This window comes from Flavobacterium aquidurense, from assembly GCF_001404985.1.
Lineage (GTDB): Bacteria > Bacteroidota > Bacteroidia > Flavobacteriales > Flavobacteriaceae > Flavobacterium > Flavobacterium aquidurense_B.
Window position 1 is genome coordinate 702,047 of sequence record NZ_JRLF01000012.1, and the last position, 18,789, is coordinate 720,835.

General features: G+C 34.0%; 10 protein-coding genes. 7 read left to right on the top strand and 3 right to left on the bottom strand.

The annotated features are described in order from the left end of the window. Positions 1-82 precede the first annotated feature (82 nt). A complete protein-coding gene (locus RC62_RS14870) occupies positions 83-577 on the top strand; it encodes a hypothetical protein (RefSeq protein WP_055096521.1) in 495 nt (164 codons plus the stop codon). A gap of 119 nt (positions 578-696) precedes the next feature. On the opposite strand, the gene RC62_RS14875 is transcribed toward RC62_RS14870, so the two are convergent. The 3 genes from RC62_RS14875 to RC62_RS14885 all read right to left on the bottom strand — a co-directional run bounded on the left by RC62_RS14875 (position 697) and on the right by RC62_RS14885 (position 4,086). Then, positions 697-2,166 carry an MFS transporter gene (locus RC62_RS14875; protein ID WP_055096523.1) on the bottom strand — a complete coding sequence of 490 codons (1,470 nt, stop codon included), beginning with the start codon at positions 2,164-2,166 and terminating at the stop codon, positions 697-699. 176 nt (positions 2,167-2,342) lie between these two features. Next, a complete protein-coding gene (locus RC62_RS14880; RefSeq protein WP_055096524.1) occupies positions 2,343-3,044 on the bottom strand; it encodes a LytR/AlgR family response regulator transcription factor in 702 nt (233 codons plus the stop codon). Continuing rightward, complete coding sequence (locus RC62_RS14885) at positions 3,034-4,086, bottom strand: sensor histidine kinase (protein WP_055096526.1); 1,053 nt, start codon at positions 4,084-4,086, stop codon at positions 3,034-3,036. The genes RC62_RS14880 and RC62_RS14885 overlap by 11 nt, the downstream gene beginning before the upstream one ends. A gap of 217 nt (positions 4,087-4,303) precedes the next feature. Between RC62_RS14885 and RC62_RS14890 the strand changes: the two genes are divergently transcribed. The 6 genes from RC62_RS14890 (at position 4,304) to RC62_RS14915 (ending at position 18,549) form a co-directional block, all read left to right on the top strand. Further along, positions 4,304-7,543 (top strand): SusC/RagA family TonB-linked outer membrane protein, encoded by a 3,240-nt coding sequence (locus tag RC62_RS14890; protein WP_055096528.1) that lies wholly within the window; start codon positions 4,304-4,306, stop codon positions 7,541-7,543. Between the two features lie 11 nt (positions 7,544-7,554). After that, positions 7,555-9,078 (top strand): SusD/RagB family nutrient-binding outer membrane lipoprotein, encoded by a 1,524-nt coding sequence (locus RC62_RS14895; protein WP_055096530.1) that lies wholly within the window; start codon positions 7,555-7,557, stop codon positions 9,076-9,078. A gap of 567 nt (positions 9,079-9,645) precedes the next feature. Further along, a complete protein-coding gene (locus RC62_RS14900) occupies positions 9,646-12,678 on the top strand; it encodes a SusC/RagA family TonB-linked outer membrane protein (protein ID WP_055096532.1) in 3,033 nt (1,010 codons plus the stop codon). Positions 12,679-12,689: 11 nt separating this feature from the next. Then, a complete protein-coding gene (locus RC62_RS14905; protein WP_055096534.1) occupies positions 12,690-14,273 on the top strand; it encodes a RagB/SusD family nutrient uptake outer membrane protein in 1,584 nt (527 codons plus the stop codon). A 115-nt stretch (positions 14,274-14,388) separates the two neighbouring features. Continuing rightward, entirely contained in the window at positions 14,389-16,326 is a 1,938-nt protein-coding gene (gene nagB / locus RC62_RS14910) for a glucosamine-6-phosphate deaminase (RefSeq protein WP_055096746.1), read from the top strand. A 156-nt stretch (positions 16,327-16,482) separates the two neighbouring features. Further along, on the top strand, positions 16,483-18,549 hold the full coding sequence (locus RC62_RS14915; RefSeq protein WP_055096536.1) for a beta-N-acetylhexosaminidase: 2,067 nt from the start codon (positions 16,483-16,485) through the stop codon (positions 18,547-18,549). Positions 18,550-18,789: the final 240 nt, after the last annotated feature.

Genomic DNA, 18,789 nt, shown 5'->3' on the forward strand with positions numbered 1-18,789 from the left:
TTAGATAAATAATTAAAATCGCCATTTTTGTAAGAAAGATGGCGATTTTTTTTATCTTTATATGTCTCAAAAATAATGACATATGAAAAAAGTTATTTTGATTTTCGCGTTTTTGGCAGTAAACATTACGTTAAATGCTCAGGCTAAAGTATTGACAAGTGTAAATGAAGCGGGAGATGTTGCTACTTATGAACTGGATTGTTCTGTGCAGTTTCAATCTCTTGCTAAAGGTTTGCGCTACAATATTACACGTCATGAGTTTAAAGGCACGGAAATGAAAAATTCATATCGGTTAATGTTGGTCATGGATGGTTTTTATTCGAAAACGCTGAATAAAACAATGACTATCTCAGCCGTATTAAGTGACGGAACGATTATCGAAGCTAAAAAGATTATTGAAGATGATGGCTTTTTTGATGGCGCTTGTACATTGAAAATAAAAGATCCAAAAGCGCTTTTAGAAGCGAATATAGTTAAAGTTATTGTTCATGCTGATAAAGATGTTGTTTATACCTTATCCGCGAAAAATAAAGAGGTTTTTAAAAAGAATCTCAGTAATATTATAAATGCTAAATAGAAGGTGCAAAGTTGCATTTAGAAGTTTTCAGGTTTGAAAATTTATGGCAATAAAAAAAATCCCAAATTCTAATTTATCGATTAGAATTTGGGATTTTTTTATTGTTTTTATGTTATGGCTTAGTGACCTCCTCCGCCGCCTTCAACGTGATTTATACCTTGTCTTTTTAATATTTTAGGGCAATAGAAACCATAGAATCCTAAATAAGCAAAACCAAGTAATGGAACAATGTAAGAGAAGTGTGTCCACGTGATTCCAAATATTCCTCCTGGGCTTGTTAAATCGATATCACAAATACTTCCCTGAATCAATGGAATTACTCCACCACCAAGAATCATCATGATTAAGAATGAAGATGCTTTTCCTGTGTTTTTACCTAAACCAGCAATCGCTAAATCAAATATAGACGGCCACATGATAGATAAGAATAAACCTCCTGAGATAAAGAAGAATTTAGCAATGTCAGGACTTGGACAAACTAATCCTGCAACCATCATTAATAAACCTGATATTCCAAAAAGCATTAGCGTTTTTCCGGCGTTTTTACCACCTACAAAACTTACAGCTATAAATAATAAGATCCAGATTGGGTAGATATAGAATGCAGAAACATCATGAGCAGCAAAAATGTTAGCTCCAATAATTACTCCAAATGCTACTGCAGGAACGATAAATTTCAATGCTGTATTAACCAGATTTGAAGTATTGAAAACGTTAACTCCACCATTCCAGCGACCAATCATTAAACTTCCCCAATATAAGGCAATGAATGGTGCAATGGCGTCTTCTAAAACGTTTCCAAATTCTGCTGTATGAAGCAAAGCCGGTAAATTACTGATAATTGTAACCTCAGTTCCAACATAGATAAAGATTCCTAACATTCCCAGATATAATTGTGGATAATCTAGTATGTTGAATTTTTCATGTGCTACCTTAACTACTTCTTCCTCTTCTTTTGCAGGATCTTCGATTTTAGAGAAGTTCATGAAAATGGCTACAGCAATAAATGCAAGTCCAAGAATAATAAAAGGCAGTTTTATATCTTCTAATGAAAGTGATGTGTTTTTGTTATCTCCCATTCCAAACAAAGCAATTCCTAAAAGGATAGCTCCAATTGTTGTTCCAAATGAGTTTATACCTCCGGCTAATGTTAAACGGTGCGCTCCTGTTGCAGGGCTTCCCATTTTAATAGCTAACGGATTGGCAACGATTTGTTGAATTGAAAATCCTAGTCCTACTGTAAATAAAGCAGTTAAGAAAAAAGGAAAACTTTCCATTGTTGCAGCGGGAATAAATAAAAATGAACCAACTGCAGAAAGAAGTAAACCGGCAGAAAGTGTTTTTTTGTATCCGAATTTTTGTAAAACATCTAATTTTAAGGAAACTAAAAAGAATATCATAGATCCTACAAAGTACGCAGCATAAAATGCCCAGGCTACTAATTGGGATTGTACTTGTGATAATGTGAATACTTTTTTGAATACTGGAATCAGGATATCATTGGCTGAACCAACAAAACCCCAAAAGAAGAAAACAATTATCAAAGAGATAAACTGTCCCCATTTGGTTTGAACATTTTCTGAACTCATAATTTAAGAGGTTAATTTTTTATTTTATTGTTTTTTGAAGACCGTAAATATATTTGTTAAGTATATCAAAAAAAAATAAAAAGGCACAAATAATGTTAAATTTAAACCAACGGCATCATTTTTTCAACAATGTGTTAATTTTTACTGAGTTATAAAATGAAATTGTGAATAAGAATTTATTCAAGTATTTTGTTTTTCACCTCTTTACTGTAATTTCTGCCAATAGGAATGGTATAAGATTGGATCTGAATGCGGTTTCCTTCGATCGATTTTACCTTATTTAGTGCAATCACGTATGATTTATGAATTCTTAAAAAGCGATCTGAAGGCAATTCTTCAGATAATGAAGTCAATGATTTATGGGTAATGTAGGTTTTATCAGGAGTAACAACTTTGATATATTCCTTCATTCCTTCAACAAATAAAATTTCTTCGATATTAATTTTCATCATTTTTTTATCGACTTTGATAAAAATATGAGAATCTCCTTTTGTGGTTTCGACCTTGATATTGTTTTTTAAATTGTATTCGGTTGTGATTTTATTAATGCATTTTATAAATCGTGGTAAAGGAATTGGTTTTACTAAATAATCTAAAACATCAAGATCATAACTTTCGGCAGCAAATTCCCTAAAAGCAGTAGTAATGATAACTTTGGTTTTGTTTTCGATTAAACTAATGAGTTCAAAACCGGTCATCATAGGCATGTTGATGTCTAAAAATACGGCGTCAACAGGAGTACTGTTTATAAAATCAAGCGCTTCCAGAGAATTATTGAATGTACCAATGACTTCAAAGTCTGTAAAATTTGTAAAATAATTTTGCAGGACTTTGATTGCTAATGGCTCATCATCAATCAACACGCATTTAATCTTCATTATTAATAGGTATTTGCAAACGGATTATATAGTAATTTAATTTCGTTTTATGTTTTAAACTGAAATCACTTTTGTAAATTAATTTTAATCTTTTCTTGGTATTAACTAAACCAATTCCGCCTTTAGTATTAAGATTTTGTGAATTTACAAAATTATTTAAGATTTCAAAATCTAACATTTTATTGTCTGTAACTTTACAATTGATCTTAATTTTTAAGTTATTATTGTTAACACCTCCATGTTTAAAGGCATTTTCGACTAATGATATGAATATTAAGGGCGGTACAACGATATCTTCAATATTTGATTCTAAGTTGATCGTAACTTCAACGTTTTCAAAGCGTAACTTCTCAATTTCGATATAATTTTGAATGTAATCGATCTCTTTTATTAATGGAACAAATTTGGTTCCTTTTACATCATATAAAACATATTCCATCAAATTTGATAGTTTTATAATTACATCCGGAACCTTATCAGAGGATTCTAATGATAATGCATACAGATTGTTTAAAGTATTAAAAAAGAAATGAGGCTGAATTTGATTCTCCAGATATTTCAATTTTATTTTAAACTGATTTTCCCTTAATGACCGGTTTCTTTCACGTTCTCTTAACCACGTCAATGTCAGATAAACAGATGAAGCCATGGCGAGAACATACAATTCTCCAATGCAAACTGCCACAATATGATTAATTTCAAAAGGGTGGTATTCTCTGTTTGCTTCAGGCCAGATGTTTTCTGATATAATATAATAGGTAAGGGCTGTTTTTAATAAGTAAATTCCAAAAAGACTTACTATTAATGAAAATGTATATTGAATATATTTTTGTTTAAGTACAAAACGGGGTACTAAAACAAAAAGATTAAAATAGACAAGAGGAATGTGCAAAGAGAACTCAATTAAGTTTGATTTAAACGAATATGGATAATCATTAAAGTAAGCTCCCCAGCGTAAAAAGTTAAGAGTGAAGTAGCTGCCCCAAAACCAAACATGATTTTTAAGTTTAATATCAAATTTTAATTTTTGAATTTCAGTCAACTTTAATTAAGGATTTATTGTTATTGGCTTCTTGCCAGTAATTATTGTGCAACTTTAAACAATTACTGGCTAAAACACAATTCTTTTGAAGAAAATTTTGAGAAAAAAGATTAAAATTAAATTATTTTTAGAGGATATCGTTTTCGTAAAACGTATTATTGAATGTTTTGCGTCGTTCGTTTAAGGTTTTGTGTTGTTTGTTTAAAATGTTTTATTTATGTTAATTTTAACAATAGATTTATCGCTTAACCAACAAAACCATGATAAAATGAAACAAATTATGTTAATCTTTATGTTTGTTTTTACTGCGCAGTTTTCGATTGCACAAGTAAAAACAATCAAGGGTTTAGTAAGCGATCAAAACGGATTGCCACTGCCTGGAGTAAGTATTGTTATTCAAGGCACAAAAACGGCAACCCAATCTGATTATGACGGAATGTATACGATACAAGCATCTACAGGTGATGTGCTTGTTTTTTCGTACATAGGAATTAAAACTAAAGTCGTAACTGTTGCAGGTTCTGCGACAATAAATGTTGTGCTGACGGAAGATGCACAAAATTTGAACGAAGTTGTAGTTACTGCTTTAGGTATTAAGAGACAGAAGAAAGAATTGGGGTATGCCGTTCAGGATGTAAAAGGAGACCAATTGAATAAAGTAATTACCACGAATGTAACTACAGCACTTTCGGGCAGAGTAGCAGGAGTCGATGTTTCGATACCGGCAACAGGAGTTGCTGGTAGTACGAGAGTTATTATTAGAGGGATATCAAGTATAGGCGAGAGTAACCAGCCGCTTTATATTGTAGATGGAATTCCTATTGATAATGGCGGCTTGTCTAATGATAGTGCTGCAACAAGCAAATGGTTTGACGGACGTGATAATGGAGATGGAATTTCCGGAATCAACCCAAATAATATTGAAAGTCTTACTGTACTTAAAGGAGCGGCAGCTGCTGCTTTATATGGTTCAAGAGCCTTAAATGGTGTAATTTTGATTACAACTAAAAAAGGAACTAAAGGAAAACTTCAGGTTGAACTTACAAGCGGAGTGAGTTTTGATCGTGTAAATGCTAAATATTCAGATTTTCAAAATGAATATGGTACAGGATCAAATGGTGCTTTACCGGATCCTTCAAAAGCTCCTACTGAGATTTATGGATATACAACAAATGCCTGGGGACCTAAATTTTCTGAAACGTTAGGACAGCAAGTTAAAATATTTGATGGATCGATGAAACCTTATGCCAGAGTTGAAAATAACATCCAGGATTTTTTCAGAACGGGATTTACTACAACAAATGGTGTCGCAGTTTCCGGAGGGAGCGAAAATGCTTTTGTACGTTTTGGCTATAATAATCTAAATAATGACGATGTTATTCCGGGATCAGGTTTAGAAAGAAATGACGCCAGTTTAAATGCTACTTTAAAATCAGATAAATTTACTTTGGATTCTAATGTAAATTATATTTCTGAAGTTACTGAAAACAGACCGGGTTTAGGAGATTCTCCTAATAATATTGGATATTCTTTAAGCGGATTGGCTCCAAATATTGATCAGGCCTGGTTAAAGAATTATAAAAATGAAGAAACAGGCGAAATTTATCCATGGAACAGTAATGTGTATTTACTGAACCCTTATTTTACAACTGAAGAAAACCATAATTCCTCTAAGAAAAACCGTTTTATTGGTAATGTTACAGGAACTTATCAGTTAAAAAAATGGGTAGCATTAACTTTAAGAACCGGTATTGATACTTATGCTTTTAGTGCAAAAGATTTTATGGCAGCAGGAAGTACGTGGCCAGGACGTGATGAAGGATATTTGGGGTTGAATAATATTAATGTATCTGAAATGAATACGGATTTAATCGCCACTTTCAGTGATATTAAATTAGCAACAGATTTTACTTTTTCAGGAATTTTAGGAGCCAGCAGAAGAGATTTCAGAAGAGAACAAAACTCAAGATTTGGAACTAAAATTATTGAGCCAGGAACAGAATATATCAGCAACTTTGTAAATCAGACAGAAAATGCGCCTGTTGAAACTAAAACCAGAACAAATTCTGTATATGGAGCGGCAAAATTTGATTATAAAGGATATTTATATGCTGAATTTACAGGAAGAAATGACTGGTTTAGCGTTATAAATAAAGATGCTTTTTATCCTGCAGCTTCGTTAGGGTTTATATTCTCAGATGCTTTTGGTATTCAGAGTGATTCTTTTTCTTATGGTAAACTGAGAGGATCATGGGCTGAAGTTTCTAATGCTCCGGGAGCTTATAAAAATGCATTAAACTATACTACGTTTGCTTCTTATAATGGGCAAAGTGTTGTAAACATCAAAAATTCTGCAGCACCAAATCCTGATTTGACATATCAGTCAAAAACAGGAATCGAATTTGGACTTGAAACAGCTTTCTTTAAAAATAGATTAAAAGCTGATATTACGGTTTATCGAGAAGATACATCTGATCAAACACTCGATTTACCTTCATCTGCAACATCAGGATATGAATTTATTTCTGTAAATGCCGGTAAATTGCGTAATGAAGGTATAGAGATATTTTTATCAGGATCTCCAATAAAAACCAAGGATTTTGAATGGGGAATTGACTTGAACTACTCAAAAAATAAAAACTCAATTCTTTCTTTACATCCGGATATTGATACCTATACTATTTCTGAAGCTCGTTGGGCCGGAGCTGCTATTGTAGCTCAGGTTGGTGGTCAATACGGAACAATTATGGGTAGAGATTTCTTAAGAAATGAAGCCGGCGAAAAAGTTGTTGGTGCAAATGGTTTACCTCTTTTTACAGATGAAAAAGTAGCATTAGGAAAAGGACTTCCGGATTGGGCGGCTGGTTTAACAAATAGATTTACCTATAAAGGGATTACGCTTCAATTCTTAATTGATATGAAATTTGGTATGGATGTGTATTCCATGACAAATTCTCTAGCTGCAACAAAAGGACTTTTGGATGTAACCACAGAAGGCAGAGATGCTTATAATCATGCAAGAGCGACTGCAATTGCGACTGATCCTAATTTTAGCCAGTCTACATGGGTACCTACAGCGGGTTATGTTGCAGAAGGTGTCGTAAATACAGGAACAGCTGATAATCCGGTTTATGTAAAAAATACAACTCCTGTTAATCCTCAGGATTATTGGAATACGGTATTCAATAACAGTCCGGCACCATTTGTTTATGATGCTTCATATGTGAAATTAAGAGAGATTAGTTTGGGTTATACCATACCGAAAAGCGTTTTTGGCGGAGCGAAAATAAACTCAATCTATGTTTCAGCATTCGCCAGAAATTTATTGACTTTTAATAAAGATCTTCCAAATATTGATCCCGAGTCTATGTATACATCCGGAAACGGGCAAGGATTTGAATATGGTTCATTGCCATTTAGAAAATCGTATGGTTTTAATATTAAAGTTGCATTCTAAAAAAAGAAATTATGAAATTTAAACAAATAATAATAGCCATACTGACTTTGTTTACTGCAGTAGGCTGTACCGAAAATTTTGATGCACTGGAAAAAGATCCGGTGGCATTGACCGCAAATCCGGCAGGACAACTTACGTTTACTCAATTGTGTATGTCCGGTGACGGATTCTATCAATGGAGAACCAATTTAATTTATTCAGGAGGTTTTGTACAACATTATGCAGGAGCCTGGAACGTAACAGAGTTTGGCAGCAAATTCAAAAAAGATGATGGATATGCAACCGCTTTGTGGAGAAACGGTTATCAAAATGAATTGAAAAATGTTGTAGATATCCTTGAAAAAACAACTGGAGATCCAAAAGCAGTAAATATGAATGCTGTAGGTAAAATCATGAAAGTGATGGTAGCACAGCGTATGACTGATATTTATGGTGATATTCCGTATTCTGAGGCGGGATTAGGTTTCTCGAAAGCTATAGTAACGCCTAAATATGATAAGCAGGAAGATATTTATGCTTCATTTTTTAAAGACTTAGAAGAAGCCCAGAATCAATTAAATCCAGGTGGCGGAACCGTAAAAGGTGATTTGTTCTATAATGGTGATATTGCTAAATGGAAAAAATTAGCGAACACCTTAAGGTTACGTTTAGGAATGAGAATTTCTGAAGTAAAACCTGCTGAAGCTGAAAAGCAGGTAAAAGCTGCTTTACAAGCCGGGGTTTTTGAAAGTAATGCTGATAACTGTATCATGAAACACTTAGATGCTACTTTTAATGATGATCCTGCTTCTATAGATTTTAGAGGAAATGGTCTGGCATATGCTCTTAATGGGAACGAAAATGGAGATCACTTTAGTACTTTGGTAATTAATTATTTAAGAGATAACGGAGATCCAAGATTAACGATGTATGCAACTCCTAAAACAACAAGCAGTATTACTTACGGCGGGGCAATACAACCGGGAGAAATACTTTATGAAGGCGTTAAGCCGGGACTTTTTCAATGGGAAGTTCCAATGGGAGCAAGCTCAACTTCGGGAATACAATCTTATTTTAAGAAAAAAACAACACCTTTTTTACATGTAAGTTATTCAGAAACACAATTGTTACTTGCAGAAGCTGCATTTAGAGGCTGGGTTTCAGGTTCTGCGGCAGATTATTATAAAAAAGGAGTAGAAGCTGGTATAAAGCAATTAGAAATTTATGGTGCAGAAGCTGCAAGTCAGGCAAATATAAATACCTATTTGAATGCTAAACCTTTGATTGCAGGACAAGAAAAAGAGCAAATTGCAACACAACTTTGGATAACCTACATCTTTAATAGTATAGAAGCATATTCGAACTGGAGAAGAACAGGATTTCCAAAATTAGTTCCAATAACAAATCCGGATTCTGAAACTGGAGGTATAACGCCAACACGTTTGTATTATCCAAATGATGAGATGCAGAAAAATGAGAAGAACTATTTAGAAGCCTTATCAAGAATGGGCGGAAAAAATGACTGGCTGAATAAAGTTTGGTGGGATGCCAACTAAAAAATAAATTCTATTTGCAAGCATGCCTGATAAGGTGCTATTTTCATTCTGATTAAGATTAAAACAATTAAGTTTTAAATTAAAATTTTGATAGAAAATAAAGCCTTATCAGGTATGCTTTTTTTAAAATAACTTCAACTTTTCTCAGATTGAATACTTTCAACTTAAAATTAAACTTAAAATTTTAAAAAGAGTAATTCAAAAAACAAACTGTTAAAAAGGGATTTTTATAAATCACAAGGTTTTGTTAAAACAAAAAGATGTGAGTTGTTATTTGTTTTTAATTAAGGAATATCAATGGTTCTTTAGTATAATTTCTATGTAAATATCAGATAATTAAACGTTTGGTGCAAATGAGGATTTTTTATTAAATAAGTAAAATCTATGCATATAAATCTAATAAATAGAAGGAAATCAATAAATACATTAATGGGAAAACGTTTTCGTGAAACGCATTGTTGATTGTTTTATGTCGTTGGTTTAAAATTTATAGTCGTTTGTATAAATTATTTTTTTTAACAATCCCTTAAGAATAAATTTACACCATAACTAACAAAATAAATAAACATGAAAAAAATTTTCTTAATCTTTATGATTGTTTTTACGGCGCAAGTTTCCCTTGCACAAGTAAAAAATGTCAAAGGTGTGATTACAGATTCTGATGGGATGCCGTTACCAGGGGCATCTGTTGCAGTGCAAGGAGGTCAAAAAGGTACTACTACCGATTTTGATGGTTTGTACACAATTGAAGCACAAAAAGGACAAACTTTAGTTTTTACGTATGTAGGTCTTGAAACACAATCTATAGTTGTAGGAGATGCTGCAACGATTAACGTAAAAATGCAACAAGGTGCATCTAATGCATTAAATGAAGTTGTTGTAACTTCATTAGGTATCAAGAAAACCAGAAAATCTTTGACATACGCAGCTCAGGAACTTAAAGGAGAAGAGTTAACTCGTGTAAAAGATGCAAACGTTATCAATACAATTGCCGGTAAAATTGCCGGTGTTGCCGTAACAAAAAGTTCTGGAGGTACTGGTGGATCTACTAAAGTTGTTATTCGTGGAAATTCTTCTGTAACAAATAACCAACCTTTGTATGTTATTGATGGTATACCTATGCTAAACTCCGGATCAGGACAGCCAAATGATACATTTGGTAGTTTATCAGGAGGTAATCGTGATGGTGGAGATGTCGTGTCTTTGATTAATCCTGATGATTATGAAGGAATGACGGTTCTTAAAGGAGCAGCAGCTTCTGTATTGTATGGTTCTCAGGGAGCAAACGGAGTAATTTTACTTTCGTCTAAAAAAGCCAAAGAAGGAAAAGGAAATATTTCAGCATCATCTGTAACTACTTTTGATACAGCAGCTTATTTACCAGAATTTCAATCTGATTACATTGCTAATGCTGGAGAAGATGAAACTTGGGGAAATAAACAAAAATCAAAAGATCACGTAAAAGATTTCTTTAATACAGGAACGACACAAATTACATCTTTAGGATATTCTACTGCATCAGCAAATTCTTCTACAGCATTATCTTATGCTAATACATCAGGAACAGGAATTATGCCAGGAAACAGTATCAAGAAAAATAACTTTGGTATTCGTCAAAGTGCTAAGTTCTTAGATGATAAATTAACACTTGGAGTAAACGCAAATTATACAACTCAATCAATAATAAACAAACCAGTTAACGGACTTTATTTTAACCCGTTGACAGGAGTTTATTTAATGCCAAGAGGAAACGACTTTAATGCTTACAAAGACAATTTTGAAGTTTTTGATCCAAACAGAAATTTAATGGCTCAAAACTGGATGACAAACAGAGATATTATGCAAAACCCATATTGGGCTATTAACAGAAATAAATCTGAAGATAAAAATAACTTCTTTAATGGTGCAATTACAGCTTCTTACAAAGCTAACAATTGGTTAACAATTGCTTCAAGATATAGCTATAATAGAATTGACAGCGAATTTGATAAAAAAATATTTGCTACAACTCAAGGAACACTTTCTCATGCAAATGGTCGTTACATCAACGAAAATTCATATAGCACACAACGTTACGGAGATTTAATTGCTACAATCAATACAAGGTTCTCTGATGATTTCACTTTCAATGCTAACATTGGTACAAGTATAACTAATACGTTAACAAATCAAAAAACAATTTTAGATTCTGGAATCGGAGGTGGATTAACACTTACTAACTGGTTTACACTTCATAACTTTGTAAATAACACAGGAAATTATCAAACAATTGGTTCTAAAAGAGAAGTACAATCTGTATTTGCAACTACAACTTTTGGATACAAAGAAATGTTATATTTAGATTTAGCAGCTAGAAATGACTGGTCTTCTACATTAGTTAATACAGATAGTCCATCTTACTTTTATCCTTCAGTAGGGGTAACAGGAATTCTTAGTGAAATGTTTACAATGCCGGAATTCATCAGTTTTGCTAAAGTTCGTGGAACTTATGCAGAGGTTGGTAACGATATTAATGCTTTTGTTACTACTCCGGTAAATTATTTCCTTCCAGGACTTCCTGCACAACCTCAGGTTGGTGTACAAAGCGGAACTACTTTAAAACCAGAATTAAAATCAGAGTACGAATTTGGTACTGAGTGGAGAATGTTTAACAACAGATTAGGTTTTGAAATTTCATACTACAGTTCTGAAACTAAAAATCAATATTTACAAGTTATTGCTCCTGAAGGAAATCCAGAAGGAGTTAAATATTACGGATTTAATGCAGGAAGTATCGAAAATAAAGGTTTTGAGATCGTATTAAATGCTGGAATTGTTAGAGGCGATAAATTTACATGGGATTCATCTGTAAACTTTTCTCAAAATAGAAATAAGGTAAAAGAACTTCCTGATTCATTAGGAAAAGTGGTTAACCTTACAGATCCTGGAGTTAATAATTACCAATATTCATTAATAGAAGGAAGACCATTTGGAGCTATTATGGGTAAAACTATTTTAAGAGATGCTCAAGGTAGAATTTTATTAAATTCAGACGGAAACATTCAAAATAATGGTTCAGGTTTTGTTGAAGTAGGAAATGCAAATCCTGATTTTATGTTAGGTTTTTCTAACTCTTTTAAATTAGGAGCATTCTTCGCAAATGTATTAGTTGACGGACGTTTTGGTGGTGAAGTTATGAGTATGACTCAGGCTCAAAACGATTATTTTGGAGTATCAAAAGCTACAGGCGATGCCAGAAATGCTGGTGGAGTTGCAATCAACGCTGTTATGCCTGATGGAACACCAGTTACTACAATGGATGCCAAACAATATTACAAAACAGTTGGAGGAAGAGACGGAATTACCGGAGAATATGTTTACAGTGGTACAAACGTAAGTGTAAGAGAGATTTCTATAGGATATACTTTTAATCCTAAAAAACTTCCTGTTTTTCAAACAGCTAGTATCTCTTTAATTGCCAGAAACTTATTCTTTATTTATAAAGACGCTCCTTTTGATCCAAATATTGCATTAAGTACAGGAGAAGGATTGCAAGGTGTTGATATCTATGGTTTACCATCTACTAGAAGTGTCGGTCTTAATTTAAATGTAACTTTCTAAATTCAAAAAAAATGAAATTAAAAAATATAAAAACAACAGCTGTCTGTATTTCATTACTTGCTGCAGTAGGTTGTACAGATAATTTTGAGGATATTAATACTAATCCTAATGGTTTTAGTCAGGAGCAGTTAGCACAAGACTTTAATCACATCAAAGGAGGATTTGCTCCAATGTTTAATAATATTCAGGTATTAGGTAATCAAAGAGAAGATCAATACCAGCTGCAACAAAACTTAAATGCAGATATTTGGTCAGGTTATATGGCTACCCCAACTGGATTTAGAGGAGGAAGTAATAATACGACTTACGATTTAATTGACCCATGGAACGTTGCTATATGGAGTAATGCATATCCTAACGTAATGTTTAATGCATATGATATTGCAAATAAAGCAAAAGGAAAATACGATCAGTTTTATGCACTTTCTCTTATTTTGAAAGTAGAAGGAATGCACAGACTTACAGATATTTTTGGGCCAATTATTTATTCTCAATACGGTAAAGAAGCACCAATACCTTACGATTCTCAAGAAGAAGTTTATAACCAAATGTTTTCTGAACTTGATATTGCAGTTACTGAATTAACAAAAAGAGTTGATGCAGGTGAAGCTACAGCTTTTGCCGCTACAGATTTATCAGGTTACAAAGGAGATTATAAACAATGGGTAAAATTTGCTAATACATTGCGTTTAAGATTAGCAATGCGTATTGTAAAAATAAAACCAGATATCGCCAAAGCTCAGGCTGAAAAAGCAATTGCACAAAAATTTGGAGTAATGACTACAAATGGAGATGCGTTTAAAATTGTATCTCCGGACTTTACAAATCCTATTGCTACAATTAGTGGTTCATGGTTGGATATTCGCATGTCTGCAGATATGGAGTCTATCTTAAAAGGATATGAAGATCCTAGAATAGCAGCTTATTTTGATACATCGACTCAATTTCCGGGACAATACAAAGGAGTTCGTACCGGTATTACGATTGGAGGAAAAGGAGATCACCAGGATTTTTCAGGAATTGGAGCTGTCGTAAAATCAAAAGAAATTTATTTATTTACAACTGCCGAAGCTTATTTTTTAAGAGCTGAAGGAGCTTTAAGAGGTTGGAATATGGGAAGCGATGCTGAATCACTATATAAATTAGGTATTCAGGCTTCATTTGATCAAAGAGGCGTTTCCGGAGCTGCTGCCTATTCAGCAGATAATGTTAAATTGCCAGTAGCATACACAGATCCTAATTTTCCTGTAAATAATGCTGCACCGGTTAATAATGTTACAATTGCCTGGGATGCAGCTGCAACTAATGAAGTAAAATTGCAAAAAATTATTACTCAAAAATGGATTGCAGGTTTTCCTGAAGGACAAGAAGCATGGTCTGATTACAGAAGAACAGGTTACCCAAAATTATTTCCAGTACTTGTAAATAACAGTGGAGGAAAAATTTCTACACCACTTGGTCCAAGAAGAATCAACTTTGTACAGTCTGAGATTGCAAACAACAAAGAAGGTGTAGCAACTGGAGTAGCTAAATTAGGAGGTCCTGATACAGGAGGAACCAGACTTTGGTGGGATGTGAATGCTCCAAATTTCTAAAAATAAATATCAAAGAATATAAGAATTTAAGTTTGGTTAGTAAATGGTATAAGCAGTGCAAATTGCTTATACCATTTCAAAAACCAAAATTGTAAATACAAAAAAGAAAAAAGAAATGAAAAGTGCTTTAGAAATAAAACCTGATATCAGCTATAAAAGCGCGGGAAAATTTGAAGAGACCAGATTTGAGAAAATCCACAATGAAATCTTCAAAAATTCAGCAGAAGCTTCAGTAATTGTAGCGCAGGAAATCGCGCAATTAATTAGATCTAAACAAGAGAAAGGAAAATCTTGCGTATTGGGTTTAGCCACAGGTTCTTCTCCTATAAAAGTTTATGAGGAATTAGTGAGAATGCACAAAGAAGAAGGCCTTAGTTTTAGCAATGTGGTCACTTTTAATCTGGATGAATATTATCCAATGAGCAGGGAGAACAATCAGAGCTATCATTATTTCATGCACCAGCACCTTTTTAACCATATCGACATCAAGCCCGAGAACGTGAATGTTCCCGACGGAACCGTTGCCATTGAGGAACTCAACCAATATTGCATCGACTATGAAATGAATATTAAAAACGCCGGTGGACTAGATTTTCAGTTACTGGGAATTGGCCGTACGGGTCACGTAGGTTTCAACGAACCGGGATCGCACATCAATTCAGGAACCCGAATCATTACACTGGACCACATTACAAGAGTAGACGCCTCATCAGACTTTAACGGAATCGATAACGTTCCCAAAAGAGCCATCACGATGGGAGTTTCTACCATTATGAGATCAAAGAGAATCGTACTTATGGCCTGGGGACAAAACAAAGCCGATATCATCAAGAGAACCATTCAGGGCGATATCAGTTCAGAAGTTCCGGCTACATTTTTACAAAATCATGCCAATGCAACCTTTGTATTGGACCAGTCTGCAGCATCAGAATTAACACGTTTTAAAACACCGTGGTTGGTAGGAGAATGCATCTGGACACAGGAATTAAAAAGCAAAGCGATTGTTTGGTTGTGCCAAAAAACAAAACAGTCGATCTTAAAATTAACAGACCGTGATTACAACAACAACGGAATGTCTGATCTTTTGGCGCAGGAAGGTTCTGCTTATGATCTGAACATCAATATGTTCAATGTACTGCAGCATACCATCACAGGATGGCCGGGCGGAAAACCCAATACAGATGATTCGCATCGTCCCGAAAGAGCCAATCCTGCAAAAAAACGAGTGATCCTATTTAGTCCGCATCCTGATGATGATGTGATTTCTATGGGAGGAACTTTTTCAAAATTGATAAAACAGGGCCATGATGTACATGTTGTATATCAAACCTCCGGAAATATAGCCGTTACAGACGACGAGGCATTAAAATTTGCTGAGGTTGCCAAAGACTTTGTTGGCGACGCTGCAACACAAATCAACTTTGCATCGGTAATTGAATTTTTGAATAACAAATCAGAAAACCAGATTGATTCTCTTGAAGTGAGAAAACTAAAAGGACTGATAAGAAGAAGGGAATCTTATGCAGCTACAAGATATATTGGACTGAAAGATGAGAATACCCACTTTTTGGATCTTCCGTTTTACGAAACCGGACAGGTAAAAAAGAATCCTTTAGGGCCAGAAGATATTGCCATTGTAAAGGATATTATCGCCAAAATAAAACCACATCAGGTATTTGCAGCAGGAGATCTGGCAGATCCGCACGGAACACATGAAGTTTGCCTGAATGCAATTTTTGCTGCCATGAAACAATTAAAACCAGAGAAATACATGGATGATTGCTGGTTATGGCTTTATAGAGGTGCGTGGCATGAATGGGACATTCACGAAATTGACATGGCCGTTCCGCTTTCCCCATCAGAAGTACTCTTGAAACGTCACGCAATTTTATACCACCAGTCCCAAAAAGACAGGGTAATGTTTCAGGGAAATGACTCCAGGGAATTCTGGGTGAGAGCCGAAGACCGTAACAAAAACACTGCCATTTTATACGATGATTTAGGATTGGCAGAATACGAAGCAATCGAAGCCTTTAAACGTTTTGATTACTAGAATAAAAAATTAAGATTCGGGTGAGAGCGAATCACATTACAAAATTCAGATTGATATCATCAGGATAGTGAGGGTTCAATAGAGGTCATTCTGAGTTTTGTTTCTTATTATTTAATACTGTTATCTCAGGGTAACATCTTTTCAAAAACAGTAAAAATGAAATATTTATTAGTCCTACTATTAGCAGGTGTAACTTCTAGTGCTCAAATTCAAAAAGAGCAGCTTAATCTTATGCCCTGGCCTCAAAGTGTTGTTTTAAACGACGGAAATTTTGCTTTAAACAAAAAATTTAAAGTAAACATTACCGGAAACCCTAATCCAAGAATTTTTGGTGGGGTAACTCGTTTTTTGCGTCGCTTAGATGGTAGAACCGGTATTTTTTTCGAACAGGGTTTTATTACAAAACTAAATGAAGTTCCTGATGCTACACTTCAGATTAACTGTGATAAAAGCGGAAAAATTGGCTTATATGAAGATGAAAGTTACCATTTAGATATCAAACAAAACCAAATCACCATTAATGCAACAAGCGATTTAGGCGCACTTCACGGCCTTGAAACGTTATTGCAAATGTTACAAAACAATAACAGTTCTTTTTATTTTCCAAACTCAAAAGTTTCTGATTTTCCAAGATTTACCTGGAGAGGTTTAATGATCGATGCTTCAAGACATTTTCAACCAGTAGATGTTATTAAAAGAAACATTGATGCCTTGGCTGCCATGAAAATGAATGTTTTTCACTGGCATTTAGTAGACGATCAGGGATGGAGAATCGAAATGAAAAAACATCCAAAACTGATAGAATTAGCTTCAGATGGAATGTACTATACACAAGAAGAAATTAGAAATATCGTAAAATATGCTGATGAGCGCGGTATTTTGATAGTTCCGGAAATAGATGTTCCGGGTCATGGATCTGCCATACTTACTGCTTACCCGGAAATAGGAAGCAAGGTGATTACATTGACAGGAGGGACTTCTGAAAAAAATATTCAGGGTACGGCAATTGCCACCTATGGAATTGAAAGAAATGCAGGCATTTTTTCGCCAACATTAGATCCTTCAAATCCTAAAACTTATCAATTATTAAGTGAAATTTTTGATGAGGTTTGTCCATTATTCCCAGGCGCTTACTTTCATATCGGGGGCGATGAAAATGAAGGTAAAGACTGGGATGCAAACCCAAAAATTCAGGAATTTAAAAAGAAAAATAAATTAGCAACTAACCATGAATTGCAGACTTATTTTACGATGCAATTAGTACCAATGCTTAAAAAACATGGTAAACAATTAATGGGATGGGAAGAAATTTTGACAAAAAACATGTCAAAAGATGCTATAATTCATTCCTGGAGAGGTCCTAATGAAGGAGTTGTTGCAGGGCAATCATTAGTAGATGCAGTAAAAAAAGGATATAAAACTGTTTTGTCAAACGGATATTATATTGATTTGATGTATCCAATTGCAAGTCATTACTTAAATGATCCAATGCCAAAAGGAGCAAATTTAACTGCAGATGAAAAAGCAAGAATTCTGGGCGGAGAAGCTACAATGTGGACAGAACTTACTACATCTACAACAATAGATTCAAGACTTTGGCCAAGAACAGCAGCAATTGCTGAAAGGCTTTGGTCAGCAGAAGATATTACAGATGTAGCCAGTATGCGCAAACGTCTTGAAGTGGTTTCATTTAGATTAGAAGAATTAGGCTTGACACACATTCGTAATAAAGCGGTGATATTGAGAAATATTTCGAACAATCAAAATATTAAATCATTAAACGAATTTTCAAATGTTTGTGAGCCATTAAAAGGATATACGCGTAATAAAGGCGGAACCGAATATCAAATGTATTCTCCACTAACCCTTTTTGCTGATGCCTGTACACCGGATGCTAAAGATTCTTTAGCTTTTGATGATGCAGTAACACAATATTTAGCCAATAAAACACCTGAAAATAAAGCAAAGCTAGTTGCCTTTTTCAATAAATGGATTGCTGTAAATAAAGGCCTGGCAGAGTTAAGTGTAAATGCGCCTTTAGTACAATCAATCTTGCCATTATCTAAAAAATTAAATGACGCATCGCAGGCACTGTTACTTGTTCTTGATAACAAATCAACATTGAAAACAGATGATCTGAAAAATTTAATAGAGCAGTGCAATACAAAAGACCATGCAGATGTTGAACTATCTGTTTATGCAAGTCTTAAAAAATTAATTTAAAGTTTGGTTTGAGTTAGTATTTAGTATGTTACCTATGAGTATTAGTAATTTATTTATCTCTGCCAGAAATCTCTGGTAGAGGTAGATATGGTAAGCACAAAATACATTTAAACCTGTTAATCAAAATATATAAAATAACCATCAAAAGAATTATTAACATCTTAAAACCAAATAAAGAGAATAAAAAACATGACAAATAAGTAAAGTATTAAAATTGATAAACCCCAAATTTATCTTTTT